Source organism: Methylomonas sp. MK1, assembly GCF_000365425.1.
Classification (GTDB): domain Bacteria; phylum Pseudomonadota; class Gammaproteobacteria; order Methylococcales; family Methylomonadaceae; genus Methylomonas.
The window spans coordinates 2,121,295-2,139,412 of sequence record NZ_AQOV01000001.1 but is presented as its reverse complement, the minus strand read 5'-3'; the positions used below and the strand labels follow the sequence as shown (position 1 = coordinate 2,139,412).

The window sequence follows — 18,118 nt, the reverse complement described above, 5'->3', positions numbered from 1 at the left end:
ACAATATATGGCGCAGTCTTTAAAAATAAAACACTAAATTAGTGTGCAACAATTCGTTTTTTGCAAAAATCAACAGCCTGTTAGTATAGGGTTATCCCTCCTGTGAATCATTTTGTTAACAGAAATTATGGTCGCTAATAGCCATATCGCCGCCATTTAATCACTGCGGACGACGGACTACAACGATTGGATAACACCGATTCAATTAAATCTAAATCTGAATTTATCTTGTAATAAATCGTTTCACTAATCAACGTTACATTCGTACCAGTACAAACGTACTAAGTCGTTGGACAATAAAAATATTAATGACTTTGATTAGTTGCGAAGGAATGTCTGTATTCCGCTCAAATGCCGCCATCAATAGGTTTGTCGTATACGGCTCGTACCGAGGCAGTAAAGGTCAATACCTCCCAAAATAGCGCATTGCAATGTAAGATCAAGCCCCGGTTATTACATTAGTGAGCTATACGCATGAGAACAATCGGCAACTTCTTCTGGTTCATATTGGGCGGCGCGTTTATGGGGCTCGCTTGGTGGCTAGTTGGTATCGTAGCGTTTATGACCATTGTTGGCATTTTACCGACTAAATCAGATGATAGAGGTAATCTCATGCGTAGTACCGTTGCTAGAATAAAAACGGCCTTAGTCCTGATCGTGTTGATGGCTGTTAGCGTTGTACCGATTCCTGTTACCAGTACTATAGGACTACTGATTGTAATATTCCGACCTAACTGGTTTAAGCGATTAGTAGATGCGATTTATTCAGACAAAATGTGATCGATTTGTAGCTGTACGTGAAAAAATGTACTGGGGGTAGGGCCACTGTTTGTTAGTCAACTGATCCCTATATGTTAGTTTGTCTACACCATATATTCTTTTAGACGTAATGGAATTAACGCATAAAATCAGCTGCTAATTGATTTCATATTCACCTGCTAAACAATGTGTACCCATCTTTGGTAACAGCCAATTCCAGCATTATGCTTCATCAAGTCGTTCGCGCATTGTTCCATTAGTTTTGTCGTTGGCACAACCAAACAGACATATTCACCCTGTTTGTACAATTGCCATACTTTTGGATGCATAGCAAAGGTTTTACCGTAACCGGGATTAGCAGTGAGTACAGAAAGATTAAATGCCTTTTGAAAATTGATTCTGTAGTTACGACCACCATGCGCAAAGGAACGAATAAAAGGATGACCTTTACGTTTAATCAACTGCGCAGTGGTTGTACCGTATTCAGTGCCTTCAATCGGATCAGCCAGGTATTCACCATATAATCCTTGCTCAATAGCCTCTTTGACTGCAAAACGGCGTGCAAAGCTTTCCAGGTTCCTGGGGAAAAGAGCGTTGAAAAGTTTCCACCCCAGGTTGTTCAATGACCGGCTTTTTGCCGGAGAAACCTGGAGTGATAAAAATGGAAGTCATAACCGAAATCAGGCGATTGCATTTTGTTGAGAATGTCACCGTCAGCGCCTTGGCGAAATTGTTCAAGCTGTCCCGTCCCACTATTCGTAAGCACCTCAATACACTCGAAGAGCCGGTTTATCCAATCCGAAAGGAGCAACCTCACCCGAAGCTAGGCGACTATCTCAAGCTGCTAGATGACTGGCTAGCAAAAGACGCTTGCTTACCTCGCAAGCAGAGACGTACCGCTCAAAGGCTATTCGAGTGTTTGCAGGTTGAAGGTTATATCGGTGGGTACACGGCGGTGCAGCGTCGTGTCAAAGACTGGAAGCTAAATCACTCTGGCAAACCCATCGCCAAACAGGCCTTCGTGCCTTTATGCTTCCCACCTGGTGAAACGTGCCAGTTCGACTGGAGTCATGAAACGGCCGTGCTTGGCGGCGTGGAACAAATCGTCAAGGTGGCGCATTTCCGTTTGACCTACAGTCGGCAAATGTTTGTCATTGCTTATCCGCGTGAAACCCAAGAAATGGTATTGGACGCCCATAATCAGGCATTCGCGTTCTTCGGCGGCGTACCCAAACGCATGGTGTACGACAATCTGAAAACCGTGGTGGATGCGATCTTTGTTGGCAAGGAGCGGCGCTTTAATCGCCGTTTCCTCACCTTAGCCAATCACTATTTGTTTGAGCCTATAGCCTGTACGCCGGAAGCGGGCTGGGAGAAGGGGCAGGTCGAAAATCAGGTCGGCAATATTCGCGAATGGTTATTCACGCCACTGCCGCATTGTGCCAACTTTGCCGAGTTGAATGCTTGGCTGGCAAGACGTTGCCAGGAGCTGTCGGCACGACCGCATCCCGAACAGACTAGCCGCTCAACAGCGGAATGCTTCGCGGAAGAGCGGCCAGTGCTACTGCCCATCAAGGCGCCCTTCGAGGGTTATGTGGAATCGATGCGCCGAGTATCCAGCCAGTGCCTGATCTGTATTGATCGCAATCGGTATAGTGTCCCGGCAGCCTGGGCCAATCGCGTGGTATCGGTAAGACTCACGGCTCATCGCGTCTGTATGGTGGCGAATGGTAAAGTGCTTGCCGACCATGAACGTCGCTTTGGGCGAGATCAGTTAATCTGTGATCCTTGGCACTATTTGCCGGTATTGGAGAAAAAGCCCGGTGCATTACGCCATGGCGCACCGTTTGTGACCTGGGATTTGCCGGTATCGATCAAGGTGGTGCGTGATCGTATCCTTAAACAAGATAGGGGCGATAGAGCCTTTGTCGATCTGCTGTTAATACCCACAGGGCACAAGTGGCGAGAGACCTGGGGGAAACCGGTCTGGATACGCTGGATGTGGCCTGTGATCTGACCTTGCAAACCGGCGTGATTAGCGCGGCCATCGTACTCAATGAAATGCGACGCCTAACGGAAGCTGCTCAGCCAAAACCGTTGACGAATACACCGGCATCGACACCCACACTCACGCTCGAACCCGTCGCCGATTGCAGTCGCTACGACACCTTACGGAGCGCACGCCATGTCCATTGATCGCGCTGCGCAACTGAAAACCCTGCATCTGTTCGGTATGGCCGCTGCCTGGAACGAATGGCAAGCCGAATATGGACTTCAACAAAAACCCATTATGCCGGAAGTCTGGTTGGATCGCTTGATTGCCACGGAGCAAGCGGATCGCCAGGCGCGCAGTTTAAATTATCAACTCAAAGCGGCGCGCTTTCCCATCCATCGTGACTTGATGAATTTTGACTGGGTAGAAACACCGCTGCCCAAAGCCAGAATCGAACAGCTCGCGACCGCTGGCTTCATGGATCAAGCCTACAACCTCATTTTAGTCGGCGGTACTGGCACCGGTAAAACCCATCTCGCAACGGCCTTGGGCGTGGCGGCCATTCACCAAGGCAAACGGTTACGCTTCTACAACGCCGTCGATCTCGTCAACCAATTGGATAAAGAAAAACAGCAGGGCAAAGCCGGTAATCTCGCGAAGCAACTGACCACCATGGATGCTGTCATCCTAGATGAATTGGGTTATCTACCTTTTCCCGCATCCGGTGGCGCCTTGCTATTCCACCTGATCAGCCAACTCTATGAAAAAACATCCTTGATCATCACCACCAATCTCAATTTCGGCGAATGGGTTCAGGTATTCGGCGATGCCAAGATGACCACGGCGCTTTTAGATCGTATTACCCACCACTGCGATATTTTGGAAACCGGCAATGATTCCTATCGATTCAAGCAACGAAAAAAGGCGGTGGAAAACCAATAACCCGTCGCTGTAACTGCAAACTTTTCGACGATCTTTCCTGGATACTTTTGGAAAGTTTTCTAAGCCGTTTGACAGCGGTTGATACAGTCATTTCACCGAAAGCTGAAATGTTTTACTGGATCACCATCATGTTTTCTCAAACCTTTTGAACTACACTCGGTGATTGGACGGCAGATTCAGCTGGCCTTGGCTACAGTGGCAGCGCCGTTGTTTTTGGCTTGATGTTGGTAATCATTGCGGTGGCCAATCACAAATCAGCAATTTCACACACAATTCTGTTTTAGTCAGCCTTTATTCTCACCCGGCCACTGGGAGCCGTAGTCGGCGATTTTCTGGATAAGCCTTTTAGTAAGGGTGGTTTGGAATTCAGTCGTTATTCGGCATCAGCAACATTATTTGTGTTAATGGCCTGTTTTATCTTCTTTTTTTCACAAAAACCTGCAAAACAAGGCCATTGAGCTGAAATCAGAGTAATCACGAAGCCTTAACAATTAACGTGGCTCCGAGTTAGGGTATTGTATTTTTAGGTATGCCGCTTTTGCTGGAAATAAATCAGTGCTGAATAATCAGCAGGTATTCACTTATGAGCGTTCACAAGATTAGCCGACAGATACTGATACACGGCCTGTTTGAGTGGATTTAGGAATTGCAAAGCTTTTATTTCTAGGGTTACCACTTTGCGCTCATGATTAAAAGTACTTTCAAAATACTTATACAGTACAAATGTACTAGTACGTTTTGGTTGATAAGAGTCATTGTATTTTTTCAGGTTAACATCTAGTCTAAATGCGCTCAGTTCTTATTTGTATTGTTAGCGATTTTACACCTTAGCCTAGGTTAACTTATGCCGATCAAACTTTCAGAAATCTACGCACAATATTTATTTACTGAAATACTAACATTTCCAGTCCGTATGCTGCCGTCCGCACCCGTCGGTACGCCACCACTCGACCCTTGGCGAGTTTCGCTAAAGCTTCAACCGGTTGGCGCAAAAGTTCACGGCACCATGCCCCCCACCAATTTCTGGAGCTATGAAGGCAGCGTCCCAGGCCCCACCATTGTGGTTAATACCGGCGAGCGGATTCGCGTCAAATATATAAACCAACTTTCCACCGCTATTGGTCCCGCAAACATCCCCTTCGCCAGCTATGTGGTTCCTGATCCTGATCCAGACTTGCCAATGCTCTATACGGGCAACGAAAACGCGGCTAAGGACACGCGCCTCGATACCTTAATCGCTTGGACAGTGACCCATTTGCACGGCGCTCCGGCCCAAGGCGACAGCGATGGCTGGACTGACAATATGGCAAGCGCCGGCGAAATTGCCGAGAAAGTATATGATTTCCCGGTAGAACAATATTGGCTGTTGGACAAAAGCAATAAATTTTCCGGCGGCATTGCCCCCACATTTTGGTATCACGACCACGCGATGGGCGTGACACGCTTTAATGTGTACGCTGGACTTGCCGGTATGTGGTTAGTGCGTCATCCCATTGAGCATGAACTGAGCCTGCCGACACACAAACACGAGCTGCCGCTGGTTATTCAGGATAGAAACTTTGACACGGTTAACGGCGACCGCGATGGCCTGCTGACCGGGCAACTACTCCATAAGGTGCAAGAAAACATTATGGAGTGTTTTGCGCCAGCGACTTTAGTAAACGGTAAGTTGTGGCCGCATGCCCGCGTGGAACCGACATTGTATCGACTGCGTATCGTCAATGGTTCCAATGCAAGATTCTATCGATTGCATTTCATGGGCTTAAAATCTCAAGCGCAACAGGTACCCGAGGTGTTACCGGCCAAGTTTGTGCAGCAAATTGGTACGGACGGCGGATTACTTGGCAATTCAATAGACTTGCCAGTTGATGGTGTTCCAAACGCAGGCTGTTTGCTGCTGGCCCCTGGAGAACGTGCTGATGTGTTAATCGATCTGGGTGGTGTCAGACAGGCCGGCTGGCAACATGTTGTGGTTTATAACAGCGCGCCGGCACCATTTGGATCTGGATCATCCGATCCACAGCCGCTTGAGACTATTTATACACCCGACCCTGACAATTTGCGCCCATATCCGGCAGTGATGCGCTTTGATATTGCATGTGAGGACGTAAAACCAAAAAATATCCAGGGCATGAAACTGTTAGGTGACAAATTTCATCGCCTCGATCATCACCAGTTACCGCAAACCCATGACCATACACTTATCGTGCTGCGCGAAGAGAACGGCATGTTGTTTATGCACGAAATGATGGAAGAGTCAGAGGCGGATGCGATGGGTATGAATATGCACAAAGTGTTTGCGACAGGCTCTCCAACACCAACGGGCATCCGCCTAGCGATTCCAGAAATACAGCCCGATGGTACGCTTGCGCTTGCAGCGTATGTGACTGTCGCGAAAGGCTTTAACGACACCGCGACAATTCACATCGAAAAAGACTCTTGGCGGGTTTGGCGCATTATCAACCTCAGCCCGGATACCCATCCGTTTCATATTCATCTGGTGCAGTTTCAGGGATTAAAGCGCTATACCCTGACTCCCAAGTTTGCTGCTGGACAAACCTCCTATCCAAAAGATGAATACAGCTTCGAGTTCGAACTTCAATTACCTTCTGCGGATCTAGCCAATAACGAACAAGGTTGGAAGGACACCATTCGGGTAAATCCAGGCAATCGCGAAGCCGATACAGACAATATCCAAACGGCAGAAATGCTCAGCTTGGCGGCGCAATTTACCGGTCACGCCGGACGCTACATGTACCACTGCCACATCCTTGAGCATGAAGACCAGGAAATGATGCGTCCCTTTGTTGTTACTCCATCAGCAATAATGAAGTTCATGAAAAATCATTCCCACTAATAATAGAAAATGGGCTACTTATGTGCATGCAAACTAACAATGTCAGACCCTATCAAAAGTGGCGCTGGGCAGGCGACCAAATCTTTCACGATACTATTATTCCGGCTAGCCGGACAATTCCCGGCACTAAAATAAAAAACTACAGGATAGACATCCGCGAATTCCTGTCATTTAGTAATAACGCAGTGGTGGGAGAAGCCATAAAAGCAGCCACAGAAAATCTAGCCGATCCGCTACGCTTACGCTTTTTTACCAATGGCCACGGCCATTTCGATTTTCGGGCCGATGTTATTTTTGAGTGGTTCAGATCGCTAAATTATATTCCCGGAAAAAGACGCTTTGACCAATGGTATTTTCCCGAAGAAACGCTAGCCTTGGGCGGTGGCGACTGTGAAGATTTGGCATTCTTGTTTGCGGCTCTACTGTTACAGAGCGGTATAAGTTCTTATTGTGTTCGCGTGGCGCTGGGCGCCGTCATGGTGCACGATATTACGGGTGCCAAAAAAAGCAAAAAACACGACCATGCTTGGGTGGTCTATCAAAAAGAAAGCGGCGGCTGGGAAATATTCGATCCACTCGCCAGAGTGCAAAATCCCGACGCAAGCGACCAGCCGCAAACGGCAACTACCGAGGTTGAATATGTTCCGGTGTTTGTCTTTAACAATGATCACTTATGGATGGCCAGCACCCCGGAAGCCTCTGACACCACCGATAACTTACAAACCTATTTAGAACAAAGAAGCTTTTGGAAAAACTTCAATCCCACATTCGCAGCGGGTGTGCATAACAGCATTTTCGATGAAGCGCTTTCCAAAATGACTGTGTGGAATCGCTTGTATGTAAAATCAGTAAGCTTGGGCATTGATGTAAACACCGCGGCCTATGATCCTCGCGATCATTTCGATTCGGCGTATATCGACGAAGGTTGGGCTCGGGTGCAAACTCATCTTGCGACTGGCAATTTAGCCGATTTTGGTTTAGCTGCCCATGCAATCGGCGACTTCTACGCGCATTCCATGTACGGTGAATTTGCCAAGCTGCAAACCGGAAAAAATACCATGCAATTATATGACCCAGCTATCAATCCCGCGACCCAGTGCGGCAAACCGCTTAACTATAATTTCGTCGGACTGGATTTGCCCGGATCGACTTTAAGTGCTCAAGACGCCGCGCAACACTGGAATGGCAAACTAATTAGTGGCCAATGGTTTAGGTGGTTTGCCGGTTATCCTGCCGACCTTAACGGCCAACGCCAGGATCGGCAAACCTTACCGGAACACGATTGTATTGCGATAGACGCACCGACTACCGATAATAAAAATCACTATTTCGTAAATCAGGGAACCTACGTAAATCAATTTTATTTACGCCGTCAGGCAGCTATAGAGCATATTCAAAAGGTATATGTTAATTGGGAGGGCCAAGGTTGAGTTTAAGTAGATATAAAGTGATCCCCACTACCAAAAATGAACAGGTCAATAAGCTAGCGATTGTTTAGACCGCGTTTGAATGATGGTGGTTTGTATTGGTTGGTTTCCACCAGACTGTTAGATTGATGGGCAATGGAGTAAAGGGGGACCTATCTTGATAGTCAATTAAACTAAACCATTGATTGAATATTTTTCTTGGAAATCTGGAAAGATTCATTGCATTATCAATACTCAACTGATTTCGTTTACAGTTGTTTCAACGAGCAATCGAATATATTCTTTGATCCCTTTTTTTAGGGAACGATACTCCAAAAGTTACTTTCACTAATTAGGTAGAAGGCATGAAAAAATTACATTTTTGCGGCAAAATTGTTTTGTTTTTAGCTGTTATCTCACCATTTGCGACTAACCGAAGCTATGCGGAGGAAGAATGCACTCCAGATAAAGCTTGGTTGCATCCCACCTCACCGCCCGACCTTACACTGACACCGAAATCGCACCCAGAAGGTGACGATTGCCCCTTTTATCAAGCTGCTTGGAGCACATTCCTCTACGCGACCAATCCAGATGGTGGACTTCCTAAGTTTGTGTCGAAATTTGATACGATCGAAAGCGCCTTGGGTACGGCAGCGAAGGGTAAGTTTCCATCGCAGAAACTTGGCAAGCTTGCGCTGCTTCCTCGGGGTGATAAGCAACCGGGGCACGCCCAAATTAACGCAGGGGTTGCGCAGGCTGGAGATCTGGCGGGCATTTTGATTGACCGCGATGGCTATCCAGTTTATTACGCGATTCACATGGATCCCTTTGTGTTCACGAAATTTCTACGCGACAACAATTTAATTAATTCAGACCCTAAAGTAGTAAAGTCAGCAGTACAGTCATTCGATAAAAATAAAGGGTTTCCTGCAGGCGCAATAGAACTCAAATCGGCCTGGAAGGTCGTTCCCGCTGGCTCCAAGCTCGATGAGAAGTATTTCACCGTTGATGCGCAAGTGCCACGCCTGAAAAAGGCTAGCGGTGCTGACCCTGATGTGGTTATCGATACGGGTTCACCTCCACTCGACGTAAGAGTAGCATTGGTAGCAATTCACGTCGTGTTTGTGCTTGGCAATCATAGCGAATTTATATGGTCAACCTTCGAACATACCGATGAAGACGGAAATCCCGATAGTGCACCAAATGGGCCGATTCCAAACAGTAATCCACCGCCGTTGCAGACCTCTGAAATAAATGCGGATGACCACTTTCTCTTCTTCCATCAGCACACAACAGTCGGTGGAGGAAATAAGGCTTCATCCCCCGCAGAGCGAATCGCCTCGTTCGACGAAGCAACCCAAAGATTCATAGGAAAGACGGACAAGATACCCTCATCGATTTACAGGCTTTATCCTTTCTCGAAGGTCAATGGCAAAGATGATGCGACTAAAAAGGTGATACCAGCAAACAAACTTGATGGTCAAATCGTCGCAGTAAATAAGGGGATGGGAGATCTTTTCAAGACGGAAGTTGCAAACGGTACTGCCGACAAGCGTCGCTATTACCGTTTGGTAGGAGCCGTGTGGCTTGACAAACCGAGCGAAACATTTAAGCCTAATAAACCATTTAAGAATGGTCTAACCGAGACGTCGGATGACGGGATAGTCGCTGGCGAAGACGCCCTCTCTAGTACGGCCATGGAATCCTTTACCCAGAAGAGCGATAAGAACTGCTTTGCCTGTCATGACACTCAGGACATCCCAATTGATAAAGACTTCACAATTGGGGGAAAGCTGATCAATGTCAGCCACATTATCTCCAAATACTTAATAGACGCTCCTAAACCGTAGCCAAAGATTAACAATATGCCTATCACCTACAGCAGAGTAATCGCTTATCTCGATGCAATCGCCGATAAAGGAATCAACAAAACCGAAGACGCACCGCATGACCGCTTCTGGAAGGATCTGTCTCGAGAACAATTCGTTAACGGCACTGTTCCAAACGTGCATTGCCATGGAGCAGACATCCCGATAATTGATCACGAAAATCCAGCTAATTCCTCATTCTTCTTAGTGCTGAAAGCCAACGCGGCCTTTTGCAACAAGGCACAGATGCCGAGAGGTGGACCGTGGATTACTGATGAGGGCTACGCAATTACTCTGGTGGATGGGTCGCAAGTTTCTGGACAGCAGATTCAGGACGATATTATTGACTGGTTGCTAAACGGATTCCCTGAGTAAACAGGAATGCTGATGGCTGCAACCTAGTGTTAACAATTGAAAGAGGTTTTGATCAATGATCGAATCAATTAAGATTTTCCCGCCAATCGGTATAGCCCGGTTAGGTAAGAGTCCAGATAGCTATTTCATCGGTCCAGAGCAGCCGATACCACCGACTATCCCAAACGGAGGCTACCGAGATGCCTTCGGACTCATCAAGCGTCAGGCTGCTCGATTTCGCCTTTTCGCATTTGACGAAAATAACAAACTTGTTGAAGAAGTCACGCTCGATAATGCACAGAGCATTGAATGGACTGTCAAACTCGCAAATACCAAAGCTGCTGCGAATCGATTCTTCGGTAAATTCGATAAAGACGATACAGCTCACGGGCTACGCAATGCCGATTTTCAAAATCGCGACCAACTCAAGCTGACACCTTCACCAGTTTCTGTCAGTGGTAGGAATGAGAACTTCAGCGATCTTGCGGCTTCCAGGCTTGCAGGTTTGGCGAAGGAATTTACAGTTGATCAGCAATTCATCGGCCACCACATCCAACTCAGCCTTGGCACTGCGACAACTGACGATATCGGACGATTGCTTATACTCGGCGGTTATGGCGAATCAAAATCACCGACGGGATCCTCGCTTCACGAGCCTGGATCCAATTTTGCCAACCATGATGGCTGGTATGATGACGTCTCTGATGGGTTGGTAACCGCCAGAGTAACTCTTCCGGACGGATCTCAGCCGGTTGTTGTAAGCGCTTGGGTAGTCGTCGCACCACCGAAATACGCACCAGGCATTCAGCCGATAGTGACACTTTACGATACTTTGCTTCAGGCGGCCGTGGATCGTAACTTGATGCCAAGTCCGTTTGCTAATCCAGAATTCAAACCCTCGATTGAGAGAGACATCATACCAATCCTTACGCGTGCGGCCCAAGTGCGTTGGGTTTATTCAGCAGGCCATCAACAATTTCGCCCCCTAGGATTTCACCACACTTTCAATAATATCCCACCTGCTGCAGCGGAAAATGTGTTCAATAGGCTATCCACGCCTTCAGCCAACCCGGGCGAACCAGGTTCTGGCAACGGCGACATGCCCAAAATGTGGTCGGATGACTATCCAGACGGTTCGAACGGCACACTTACTCGAATTCAATATACTATGGTGAAGATGTGGACGGAAGGAGAGACTGAGGCGGGGTCTCCGCCATCTCCCGACGACCCCATTACTCCAGCAGGCCTCACGCGCGCCGCCCTTGAACCCTGTGTCGGAGCCGCATTCTTCCCTGGGATCGAGGTAAGTTGGAAAACCCGCGACTTATTCGCATTTATAGAGCCATTTCGTCTCGACCCTACCCAAGTGCATCCGGGTGATTTAACCAGTCAGATGTCCCTCCCATGGCAGTCTGACTTCCTCGACTGCGCTGTTGAATCTGGTAATGGGCCAGACGATCTTGTTTGGTGGCCAGCACAGCGCCCGGTTGACGTTTTGAAGCCAGGTTCAAATACATATATACCGTGGGCTCGGGTGAGCGATGTTAACTCGGTAGCGATGTCGGTCGAAGAAATGATTGATGGTTGGAACCATCTAGCCTTTGTAGTTGAAGGGGGTGACGGTCGCTTCGAAGAACTGCCACGTCCGTGAATCGATCGCTGATTCGATATGATGCAGCTATCATCGGGGGAGGTCCCGCAGGATGTTTTGCCGCATTACTTCTAGCTCGTGCAGGATGCTCGGTTGCGGTGTTCGATCATACACGCCCTAACCAAATGCTGATCGGTGAAACCTTACCTCCGGCAGCAACACGTATTTTCGCAGAAGCAGATCTGCTAGAGTGGTTTCAGAAACAAAGTCACCGTCCTTCACCAGGGATAGTATCAGTTTGGGGCAGCGAAGAACCTTTGGCCACAGATTACCTTTTTTCACCGCACGGAGATGGTTGGCATATTGATAGATCGCGTTTTAATACGCAATTTCGCGATGTAGCCTCTGAAGCAGGGGCACAGTTCTTTCATGCTACAACGCTAAATAGCTGGAAACGATCCAAAAATGCAACTGGCTGGGTACTTAGTACGAACACGGGCGGCGAGTTAGTGTGTACTGTGCTGGTCGATGCTTCCGGACGTCATCCTTCAAAACGATTACCATATCCTTTCCGGATCACGCATGATAGGTTGATAGCAATCGCAGGATTTCTGGAGGTAGGTCCCAATAGTCAAGCCTCATCGGACTATACAATGATCGAGGCAGTGCGGGACGGATGGTTTTACTCTGCTCGTCTCCCTGCTTCAAAACTCGTGATAGCGTTCATGACTGATCCTGATATATATGCGCAGGGAATACAGTGTTCTGCAACCTACTTAGAAGAACTGATAGTAGAGACAAACTTAACAAAAAATCGTGTAAGTTTGTTTCCTGCACGAAGAAGAGCGTTCTCTGCCCTGTCAATGCAAAGAATGGTATCGGCGCAGCCAAACTGGATCGCCATTGGCGACGCTGTCCAAAGCTATGACCCGCTTACCGGACTCGGATTGGTGAATGCTATGAATTCGGCGAAAAACGCCGCCCCAGTTATTTTAGAAATGCTAGCAGGTCATCAGAGTGCTGGAGAGCTATATCAAAACTTACAGCGCCAGACTTTCTCAAAGTATCTCGAAAATCGGACATACTATTACTCTCTTGAACGTCGCTGGCCAGAATCTAAGTTTTGGCAGCGTCGCAGCCAGTCCTTATGATGTCCGCTGATAAAACTTAGTGATATACATCATTTGTGAGTACTTCTCATGCAATTGCGCCAAAACATCAAGCACATCGAAGTCTTAATCGACCATCCTGAGATTAGTAATATTGTCGCTAAATTTGCTCAAGCGAATATACGTGAATTGATCCATCCACCGGCCTTCTCCAGTTTCAAGTTGACGAATTAACCTCGACAAGTTGTTTTTTTCCTTCAGCAATCGTGCTTCTTTCTATACTAGACATTTCTAATCAGTTTTCATCGGGTTGATAATGGTCAAGTACCAGGCCATTGATTTGCGAGAAGTGCTTAATGTTGCCAGTACATAACAATTCATTGTGTGCCATAGCCGTTGCGGCAATTAAAGCATCGCCCATTTCCATGCTATGGCTTAGTGCAAATTGTCGAACCAATTGCCGAGCATGGTAAGAAATTCCATGATCAATCTCATGGATGGTGAACTGTAGAACCTGAAGCATTTTTTCAAACGTTGCCAATTCCTTTTTATTTCGACAAAACGGCACGTACTCCATGTAGGTCACTGCGGAGACTGATCGTTGTTGCGTGTTCATGATCAATTCTTTAGCCGAAGCTACACCACGATCAGCATAGATCAATATATTGGTATCAAAGATCACTCAACTGGCTCCGACGACCTTTACGGATACTCCGCAATTCAGCTTCAACATTGGAAGCTCCCAAATCACGGTGCATGCCGAAGAACTCATTCATTGCGGATTCTTGCTCTTGTGAATTGACAGTTGGCGTAGCAGGGTGAACGACTCCAAGCGTTTGACCGTGATAGGTGATTTCAACAGTCTCACCGCGCTTAAGGGCATCTATTAGAGTCTTATGTTTTGACTGAAGTTGTGATGCTGTAAGTTGCATACCGAACACAAATAAATAATTATAAATATATAATTTATCATATTTTTTGTGATTGGTACGAACACAACAATGGGTTGCAGTGTTCGGAAGCCCAAAATCTTACGCGAGATTTACGCGACTTAGTTATGCTCAGTTGTGATTCGTCGTGTCGCGTAGACAGACTAGACAGGGTTAAATATGTAATTAAAACAATAAGTTACAGATAGTAAATTGCGCTTTTAATGCGATGGTCGTGCGTTCGAATCGCACACGACCCACCATCTTAACTCTTTGATAGGCAAAGAGAAATTCAACTAAATGCCATCGGTTGAAGACGCTTTAAACTCCAGCAGTGCACAACAAAATGCACAAATCGTGCATCGAAAATTTGCGCACTGTCAGTTTAACGTTTTTGGACCGACAACATGGCAACAATTCGCAAGCTACCAAACGGCAGATTTCGTGCCGACATCCGTAAGAACTACACTTTTATCCAAGCTAAGACTGCAAAACGGCGTGCAAAACTTTCCAGGTTCCTGGGGAAAAGAGCGTTGAAAAGTTTCCACCCCAGGTTGTTCAATGACCGGCTTTTTGCCGGAGAAACCTGGAGTGATAAAAATGGAAGTCATAACCGAAATCAGGCGATTGCATTTTGTTGAGAATGTCACCGTCAGCGCCTTGGCGAAATTGTTCAAGCTGTCCCGTCCCACTATTCGTAAGCACCTCAATACACTCGAAGAGCCGGTTTATCCAATCCGAAAGGAGCAACCTCACCCGAAGCTAGGCGACTATCTCAAGCTGCTAGATGACTGGCTAGCAAAAGACGCTTGCTTACCTCGCAAGCAGAGACGTACCGCTCAAAGGCTATTCGAGTGTTTGCAGGTTGAAGGTTATATCGGTGGGTACACGGCGGTGCAGCGTCGTGTCAAAGACTGGAAGCTAAATCACTCTGGCAAACCCATCGCCAAACAGGCCTTCGTGCCTTTATGCTTCCCACCTGGTGAAACGTGCCAGTTCGACTGGAGTCATGAAACGGCCGTGCTTGGCGGCGTGGAACAAATCGTCAAGGTGGCGCATTTCCGTTTGACCTACAGTCGGCAAATGTTTGTCATTGCTTATCCGCGTGAAACCCAAGAAATGGTATTGGACGCCCATAATCAGGCATTCGCGTTCTTCGGCGGCGTACCCAAACGCATGGTGTACGACAATCTGAAAACCGTGGTGGATGCGATCTTTGTTGGCAAGGAGCGGCGCTTTAATCGCCGTTTCCTCACCTTAGCCAATCACTATTTGTTTGAGCCTATAGCCTGTACGCCGGAAGCGGGCTGGGAGAAGGGGCAGGTCGAAAATCAGGTCGGCAATATTCGCGAATGGTTATTCACGCCACTGCCGCATTGTGCCAACTTTGCCGAGTTGAATGCTTGGCTGGCAAGACGTTGCCAGGAGCTGTCGGCACGACCGCATCCCGAACAGACTAGCCGCTCAACAGCGGAATGCTTCGCGGAAGAGCGGCCAGTGCTACTGCCCATCAAGGCGCCCTTCGAGGGTTATGTGGAATCGATGCGCCGAGTATCCAGCCAGTGCCTGATCTGTATTGATCGCAATCGGTATAGTGTCCCGGCAGCCTGGGCCAATCGCGTGGTATCGGTAAGACTCACGGCTCATCGCGTCTGTATGGTGGCGAATGGTAAAGTGCTTGCCGACCATGAACGTCGCTTTGGGCGAGATCAGTTAATCTGTGATCCTTGGCACTATTTGCCGGTATTGGAGAAAAAGCCCGGTGCATTACGCCATGGCGCACCGTTTGTGACCTGGGATTTGCCGGTATCGATCAAGGTGGTGCGTGATCGTATCCTTAAACAAGATAGGGGCGATAGAGCCTTTGTCGATCTGCTGTTAATACCCACAGGGCACAAGTGGCGAGAGACCTGGGGGAAACCGGTCTGGATACGCTGGATGTGGCCTGTGATCTGACCTTGCAAACCGGCGTGATTAGCGCGGCCATCGTACTCAATGAAATGCGACGCCTAACGGAAGCTGCTCAGCCAAAACCGTTGACGAATACACCGGCATCGACACCCACACTCACGCTCGAACCCGTCGCCGATTGCAGTCGCTACGACACCTTACGGAGCGCACGCCATGTCCATTGATCGCGCTGCGCAACTGAAAACCCTGCATCTGTTCGGTATGGCCGCTGCCTGGAACGAATGGCAAGCCGAATATGGACTTCAACAAAAACCCATTATGCCGGAAGTCTGGTTGGATCGCTTGATTGCCACGGAGCAAGCGGATCGCCAGGCGCGCAGTTTAAATTATCAACTCAAAGCGGCGCGCTTTCCCATCCATCGTGACTTGATGAATTTTGACTGGGTAGAAACACCGCTGCCCAAAGCCAGAATCGAACAGCTCGCGACCGCTGGCTTCATGGATCAAGCCTACAACCTCATTTTAGTCGGCGGTACTGGCACCGGTAAAACCCATCTCGCAACGGCCTTGGGCGTGGCGGCCATTCACCAAGGCAAACGGTTACGCTTCTACAACGCCGTCGATCTCGTCAACCAATTGGATAAAGAAAAACAGCAGGGCAAAGCCGGTAATCTCGCGAAGCAACTGACCACCATGGATGCTGTCATCCTAGATGAATTGGGTTATCTACCTTTTCCCGCATCCGGTGGCGCCTTGCTATTCCACCTGATCAGCCAACTCTATGAAAAAACATCCTTGATCATCACCACCAATCTCAATTTCGGCGAATGGGTTCAGGTATTCGGCGATGCCAAGATGACCACGGCGCTTTTAGATCGTATTACCCACCACTGCGATATTTTGGAAACCGGCAATGATTCCTATCGATTCAAGCAACGAAAAAAGGCGGTGGAAAACCAATAACCCGTCGCTGTAACTGCAAACTTTTCGACGATCTTTCCTGGATACTTTTGGAAAGTTTTCTAAGCCGTTTGACACATATGATGGACAATTCATCAAGAAACCCCAAAAAGGAACTGGTCGTGGACAATCATCAAACACAATGGAATCGGCTTTTGAGGAAACAAAGCCATACGTATTAACTGAACTTGGCTCGCAGTTTGTTCACTACACTATGAATGCAGTTGTTACTCGAATTACAAATAGCTAACAGTTTTATGCCTAACGAATCGATAAACAAATTTACCAAACCACCGGAAACGTTAGATGTCCTCGATAGCCAAGTTTTCTCAGCTCTAACTCAAATCGCCTTAAACATCAAAAGCGGTCATCGATAGCCTACGCTGATGAATAAAATTTGGCCTAGTTTTCCAGTTGTCGTTAATAAGTATAATTTCCAGAATACATGTCGCATAAAAAACGCGTTCCTCAAGCTAAAGGTGATTTTCTACTGGGCAACTTTCGCCAACTTAAAGCGGATTCATTTCGCACCCTTTGTGCATGGCAACGGGATTATGGAGATTTAGTAGGTTTTAAGATCGGGGCCCAACAATTCTATCTGTTTAGCCACCCGAAACTGATCGAAGAAGCCCTGATCAAACAGTCGGATGTCTTCGTCAAGATGTACGACCCTAAAAAACCAAAAGGCTTGGAGTTAGTGCTAGGGCAAGGCTTGGTGACAAGCAAAGGCGAGTTGTGGCAAAAGCAACGCGGCTTGATGCAACCGGTATTTCAGCGTAAAAATTTGAGTGCTTTGCTGCCGCAATTTGCTACGGCAGGTGAACAAATGCTGGAGCGTTGGCGGCAACTTGGTGCTCGTGCCGAAAGCAACCTGGCTGACGAAATGATGCGATTGACCTTAGAGGTGATTACGCAGACCATGTTCGGAACCAGCGTGTTGGAAAAGATCGAACGAATTGCGCCTGCGTTGGACACAGTGCTTCGCTTCGCCGCCAAGTCGTTAATGAGTCCTGTGGCGCTTCCCTTATCGATACCGACGCCATCGAATGTTGCGTTCAAAAAAGCCATGGCATTCTTAGACGACATCATTTATGGGATTATTGATGAGCGCCGTGGTGAATCGTCCGGCAATGGCGATTTATTAGATATGTTGCTGGCTGCGCGTGATGAGTTAACCGGCGAACCCATGAGCCGACAACAAATGCGCGATGAAGTGATCACCATTTTTAGCGCCGGTCATGAAACGACTTCGAATCTGTTGACCTGGACATCGTACTTACTCGCTAAGCACCCTACTTGATGCTCCCGCACCATGCGAATCGCTCGTTCTCGAATTTCCGATGAATAATGCTTGGTAGTTTTCTCTTTCATTGCTCCATTCTCTCAAAGGTTGGAGCCTCCGAGAAAACCGGGGCGATTCACAAATCATTTTCTTACAG

19 protein-coding genes and 1 pseudogene are annotated in these 18,118 nt (G+C 47.7%); 17 read left to right on the top strand and 3 right to left on the bottom strand.

The features are described from left to right. The first annotated feature begins 474 nt into the window (after nt 1-474). Entirely contained in the window at nt 475-780 is a 306-nt protein-coding gene (locus G006_RS28820) for a YccF domain-containing protein (protein ID WP_020483057.1), read from the top strand. A 158-nt stretch (nt 781-938) separates the two neighbouring features. On the opposite strand, the gene G006_RS0110040 is transcribed toward G006_RS28820, so the two are convergent. Next, nucleotides 939-1,382, bottom strand: coding sequence for a DEAD/DEAH box helicase family protein (locus G006_RS0110040; protein ID WP_020483056.1), 444 nt, complete (start codon nt 1,380-1,382; stop codon nt 939-941). 38 nt (nt 1,383-1,420) lie between these two features. On the opposite strand from G006_RS0110040, the gene istA (G006_RS26635) reads away from it, so the two are divergent. From istA (G006_RS26635) to G006_RS27715, 11 genes and pseudogenes are all read left to right on the top strand, one after another. Beyond that, entirely contained in the window at nt 1,421-2,776 is a 1,356-nt protein-coding gene (istA, locus tag G006_RS26635) for an IS21 family transposase (protein ID WP_235048848.1), read from the top strand. Then, nucleotides 2,719-2,955: a hypothetical protein gene (locus G006_RS29100; protein ID WP_235048847.1), complete on the top strand. Its 237-nt coding sequence runs from the start codon at nt 2,719-2,721 to the stop codon at nt 2,953-2,955. The genes istA (G006_RS26635) and G006_RS29100 overlap by 58 nt, the downstream gene beginning before the upstream one ends. Then, nucleotides 2,945-3,694, top strand: a complete 750-nt coding sequence (gene istB, locus G006_RS0110030) for an IS21-like element helper ATPase IstB (RefSeq protein ID WP_020483047.1) — start codon at nt 2,945-2,947, stop codon at nt 3,692-3,694. The genes G006_RS29100 and istB (G006_RS0110030) overlap by 11 nt, the downstream gene beginning before the upstream one ends. A gap of 161 nt (nt 3,695-3,855) precedes the next feature. Then, a pseudogene (locus G006_RS29360) lies at nt 3,856-3,978 on the top strand (hypothetical protein); the annotation flags it as partial. A gap of 9 nt (nt 3,979-3,987) precedes the next feature. Then, complete coding sequence (locus G006_RS29525) at nt 3,988-4,152, top strand: hypothetical protein (protein WP_200860458.1); 165 nt, start codon at nt 3,988-3,990, stop codon at nt 4,150-4,152. Between the two features lie 386 nt (nt 4,153-4,538). After that, nucleotides 4,539-6,551: a multicopper oxidase family protein gene (locus tag G006_RS0110025; RefSeq protein WP_081607919.1), complete on the top strand. Its 2,013-nt coding sequence runs from the start codon at nt 4,539-4,541 to the stop codon at nt 6,549-6,551. A 26-nt stretch (nt 6,552-6,577) separates the two neighbouring features. Next, a complete protein-coding gene (locus G006_RS27060) occupies nt 6,578-7,981 on the top strand; it encodes a transglutaminase domain-containing protein (RefSeq protein ID WP_020483054.1) in 1,404 nt (467 codons plus the stop codon). A gap of 341 nt (nt 7,982-8,322) precedes the next feature. Beyond that, nucleotides 8,323-9,807, top strand: a complete 1,485-nt coding sequence (locus tag G006_RS0110015) for a hypothetical protein (protein ID WP_020483053.1) — start codon at nt 8,323-8,325, stop codon at nt 9,805-9,807. 15 nt (nt 9,808-9,822) lie between these two features. Continuing rightward, nucleotides 9,823-10,200, top strand: a complete 378-nt coding sequence (locus tag G006_RS0110010) for a hypothetical protein (protein WP_020483052.1) — start codon at nt 9,823-9,825, stop codon at nt 10,198-10,200. Between the two features lie 55 nt (nt 10,201-10,255). Beyond that, entirely contained in the window at nt 10,256-11,830 is a 1,575-nt protein-coding gene (locus G006_RS0110005) for a LodA/GoxA family CTQ-dependent oxidase (protein WP_020483051.1), read from the top strand. Then, nucleotides 11,827-12,921: an FAD-dependent monooxygenase gene (locus tag G006_RS27715; protein ID WP_081607917.1), complete on the top strand. Its 1,095-nt coding sequence runs from the start codon at nt 11,827-11,829 to the stop codon at nt 12,919-12,921. The genes G006_RS0110005 and G006_RS27715 overlap by 4 nt, the downstream gene beginning before the upstream one ends. 253 nt (nt 12,922-13,174) lie before the next feature. Here G006_RS27715 and G006_RS0109990 read toward each other — a convergent pair whose 3' ends face one another. Together G006_RS0109990 and G006_RS27710 are read right to left on the bottom strand one after the other, a co-directional pair. Further along, the gene (locus G006_RS0109990) at nt 13,175-13,561 is read right to left on the bottom strand and encodes a type II toxin-antitoxin system VapC family toxin (RefSeq protein ID WP_020483048.1); all 387 of its coding nucleotides are present in this window, start codon (nt 13,559-13,561) and stop codon (nt 13,175-13,177) included. After that, the gene (locus tag G006_RS27710; protein ID WP_081607916.1) at nt 13,551-13,811 is read right to left on the bottom strand and encodes a hypothetical protein; all 261 of its coding nucleotides are present in this window, start codon (nt 13,809-13,811) and stop codon (nt 13,551-13,553) included. The genes G006_RS0109990 and G006_RS27710 overlap by 11 nt, the downstream gene beginning before the upstream one ends. Nucleotides 13,812-14,215: 404 nt before the next feature. Here G006_RS27710 and G006_RS28620 point away from each other — a divergent pair, with 404 nt between their 5' ends. The 5 genes from G006_RS28620 to G006_RS25360 all read left to right on the top strand — a co-directional run bounded on the left by G006_RS28620 (nt 14,216) and on the right by G006_RS25360 (nt 17,979). After that, nucleotides 14,216-14,449, top strand: coding sequence for a hypothetical protein (locus tag G006_RS28620; protein ID WP_160167672.1), 234 nt, complete (start codon nt 14,216-14,218; stop codon nt 14,447-14,449). Then, nucleotides 14,409-15,764 (top strand): IS21 family transposase, encoded by a 1,356-nt coding sequence (gene istA, locus G006_RS26630; protein ID WP_235048848.1) that lies wholly within the window; start codon nt 14,409-14,411, stop codon nt 15,762-15,764. The genes G006_RS28620 and istA (G006_RS26630) overlap by 41 nt, the downstream gene beginning before the upstream one ends. Then, nucleotides 15,707-15,943, top strand: a complete 237-nt coding sequence (locus G006_RS29095; RefSeq protein ID WP_235048847.1) for a hypothetical protein — start codon at nt 15,707-15,709, stop codon at nt 15,941-15,943. The genes istA (G006_RS26630) and G006_RS29095 overlap by 58 nt, the downstream gene beginning before the upstream one ends. Continuing rightward, nucleotides 15,933-16,682, top strand: a complete 750-nt coding sequence (gene istB, locus G006_RS0109980) for an IS21-like element helper ATPase IstB (RefSeq protein WP_020483047.1) — start codon at nt 15,933-15,935, stop codon at nt 16,680-16,682. The genes G006_RS29095 and istB (G006_RS0109980) overlap by 11 nt, the downstream gene beginning before the upstream one ends. A 442-nt stretch (nt 16,683-17,124) precedes the next feature. Then, a complete protein-coding gene (locus tag G006_RS25360) occupies nt 17,125-17,979 on the top strand; it encodes a cytochrome P450 (RefSeq protein WP_020483046.1) in 855 nt (284 codons plus the stop codon). The last annotated feature ends 139 nt before the right edge of the window (nt 17,980-18,118 follow it).

Bases quoted from the DNA above. Each gene is read 5' to 3' on its own strand.
- istB (WP_020483047.1), top strand. From the start codon at position 2,945: ATGTCCATTGATCGCGCTGCGCAACTGAAAACCCTGCATCTGTTCGGT.
- G006_RS0110010 (WP_020483052.1), top strand. From the start codon at position 9,823: ATGCCTATCACCTACAGCAGAGTAATCGCTTATCTCGATGCAATCGCC.
- G006_RS28620 (WP_160167672.1), top strand. From the start codon at position 14,216: ATGGCAACAATTCGCAAGCTACCAAACGGCAGATTTCGTGCCGACATC.
- istA (WP_235048848.1), top strand. From the start codon at position 14,409: ATGGAAGTCATAACCGAAATCAGGCGATTGCATTTTGTTGAGAATGTC.
- istA (WP_235048848.1), top strand. From the start codon at position 1,421: ATGGAAGTCATAACCGAAATCAGGCGATTGCATTTTGTTGAGAATGTC.
- G006_RS27710 (WP_081607916.1), bottom strand. From the start codon at position 13,811: ATGCAACTTACAGCATCACAACTTCAGTCAAAACATAAGACTCTAATA.
- istB (WP_020483047.1), top strand. From the start codon at position 15,933: ATGTCCATTGATCGCGCTGCGCAACTGAAAACCCTGCATCTGTTCGGT.
- G006_RS27060 (WP_020483054.1), top strand. From the start codon at position 6,578: ATGCAAACTAACAATGTCAGACCCTATCAAAAGTGGCGCTGGGCAGGC.
- G006_RS28820 (WP_020483057.1), top strand. From the start codon at position 475: ATGAGAACAATCGGCAACTTCTTCTGGTTCATATTGGGCGGCGCGTTT.
- G006_RS0110005 (WP_020483051.1), top strand. From the start codon at position 10,256: ATGATCGAATCAATTAAGATTTTCCCGCCAATCGGTATAGCCCGGTTA.
- G006_RS25360 (WP_020483046.1), top strand. From the start codon at position 17,125: ATGTCGCATAAAAAACGCGTTCCTCAAGCTAAAGGTGATTTTCTACTG.
- G006_RS0110025 (WP_081607919.1), top strand. From the start codon at position 4,539: ATGCCGATCAAACTTTCAGAAATCTACGCACAATATTTATTTACTGAA.
- G006_RS0110015 (WP_020483053.1), top strand. From the start codon at position 8,323: ATGAAAAAATTACATTTTTGCGGCAAAATTGTTTTGTTTTTAGCTGTT.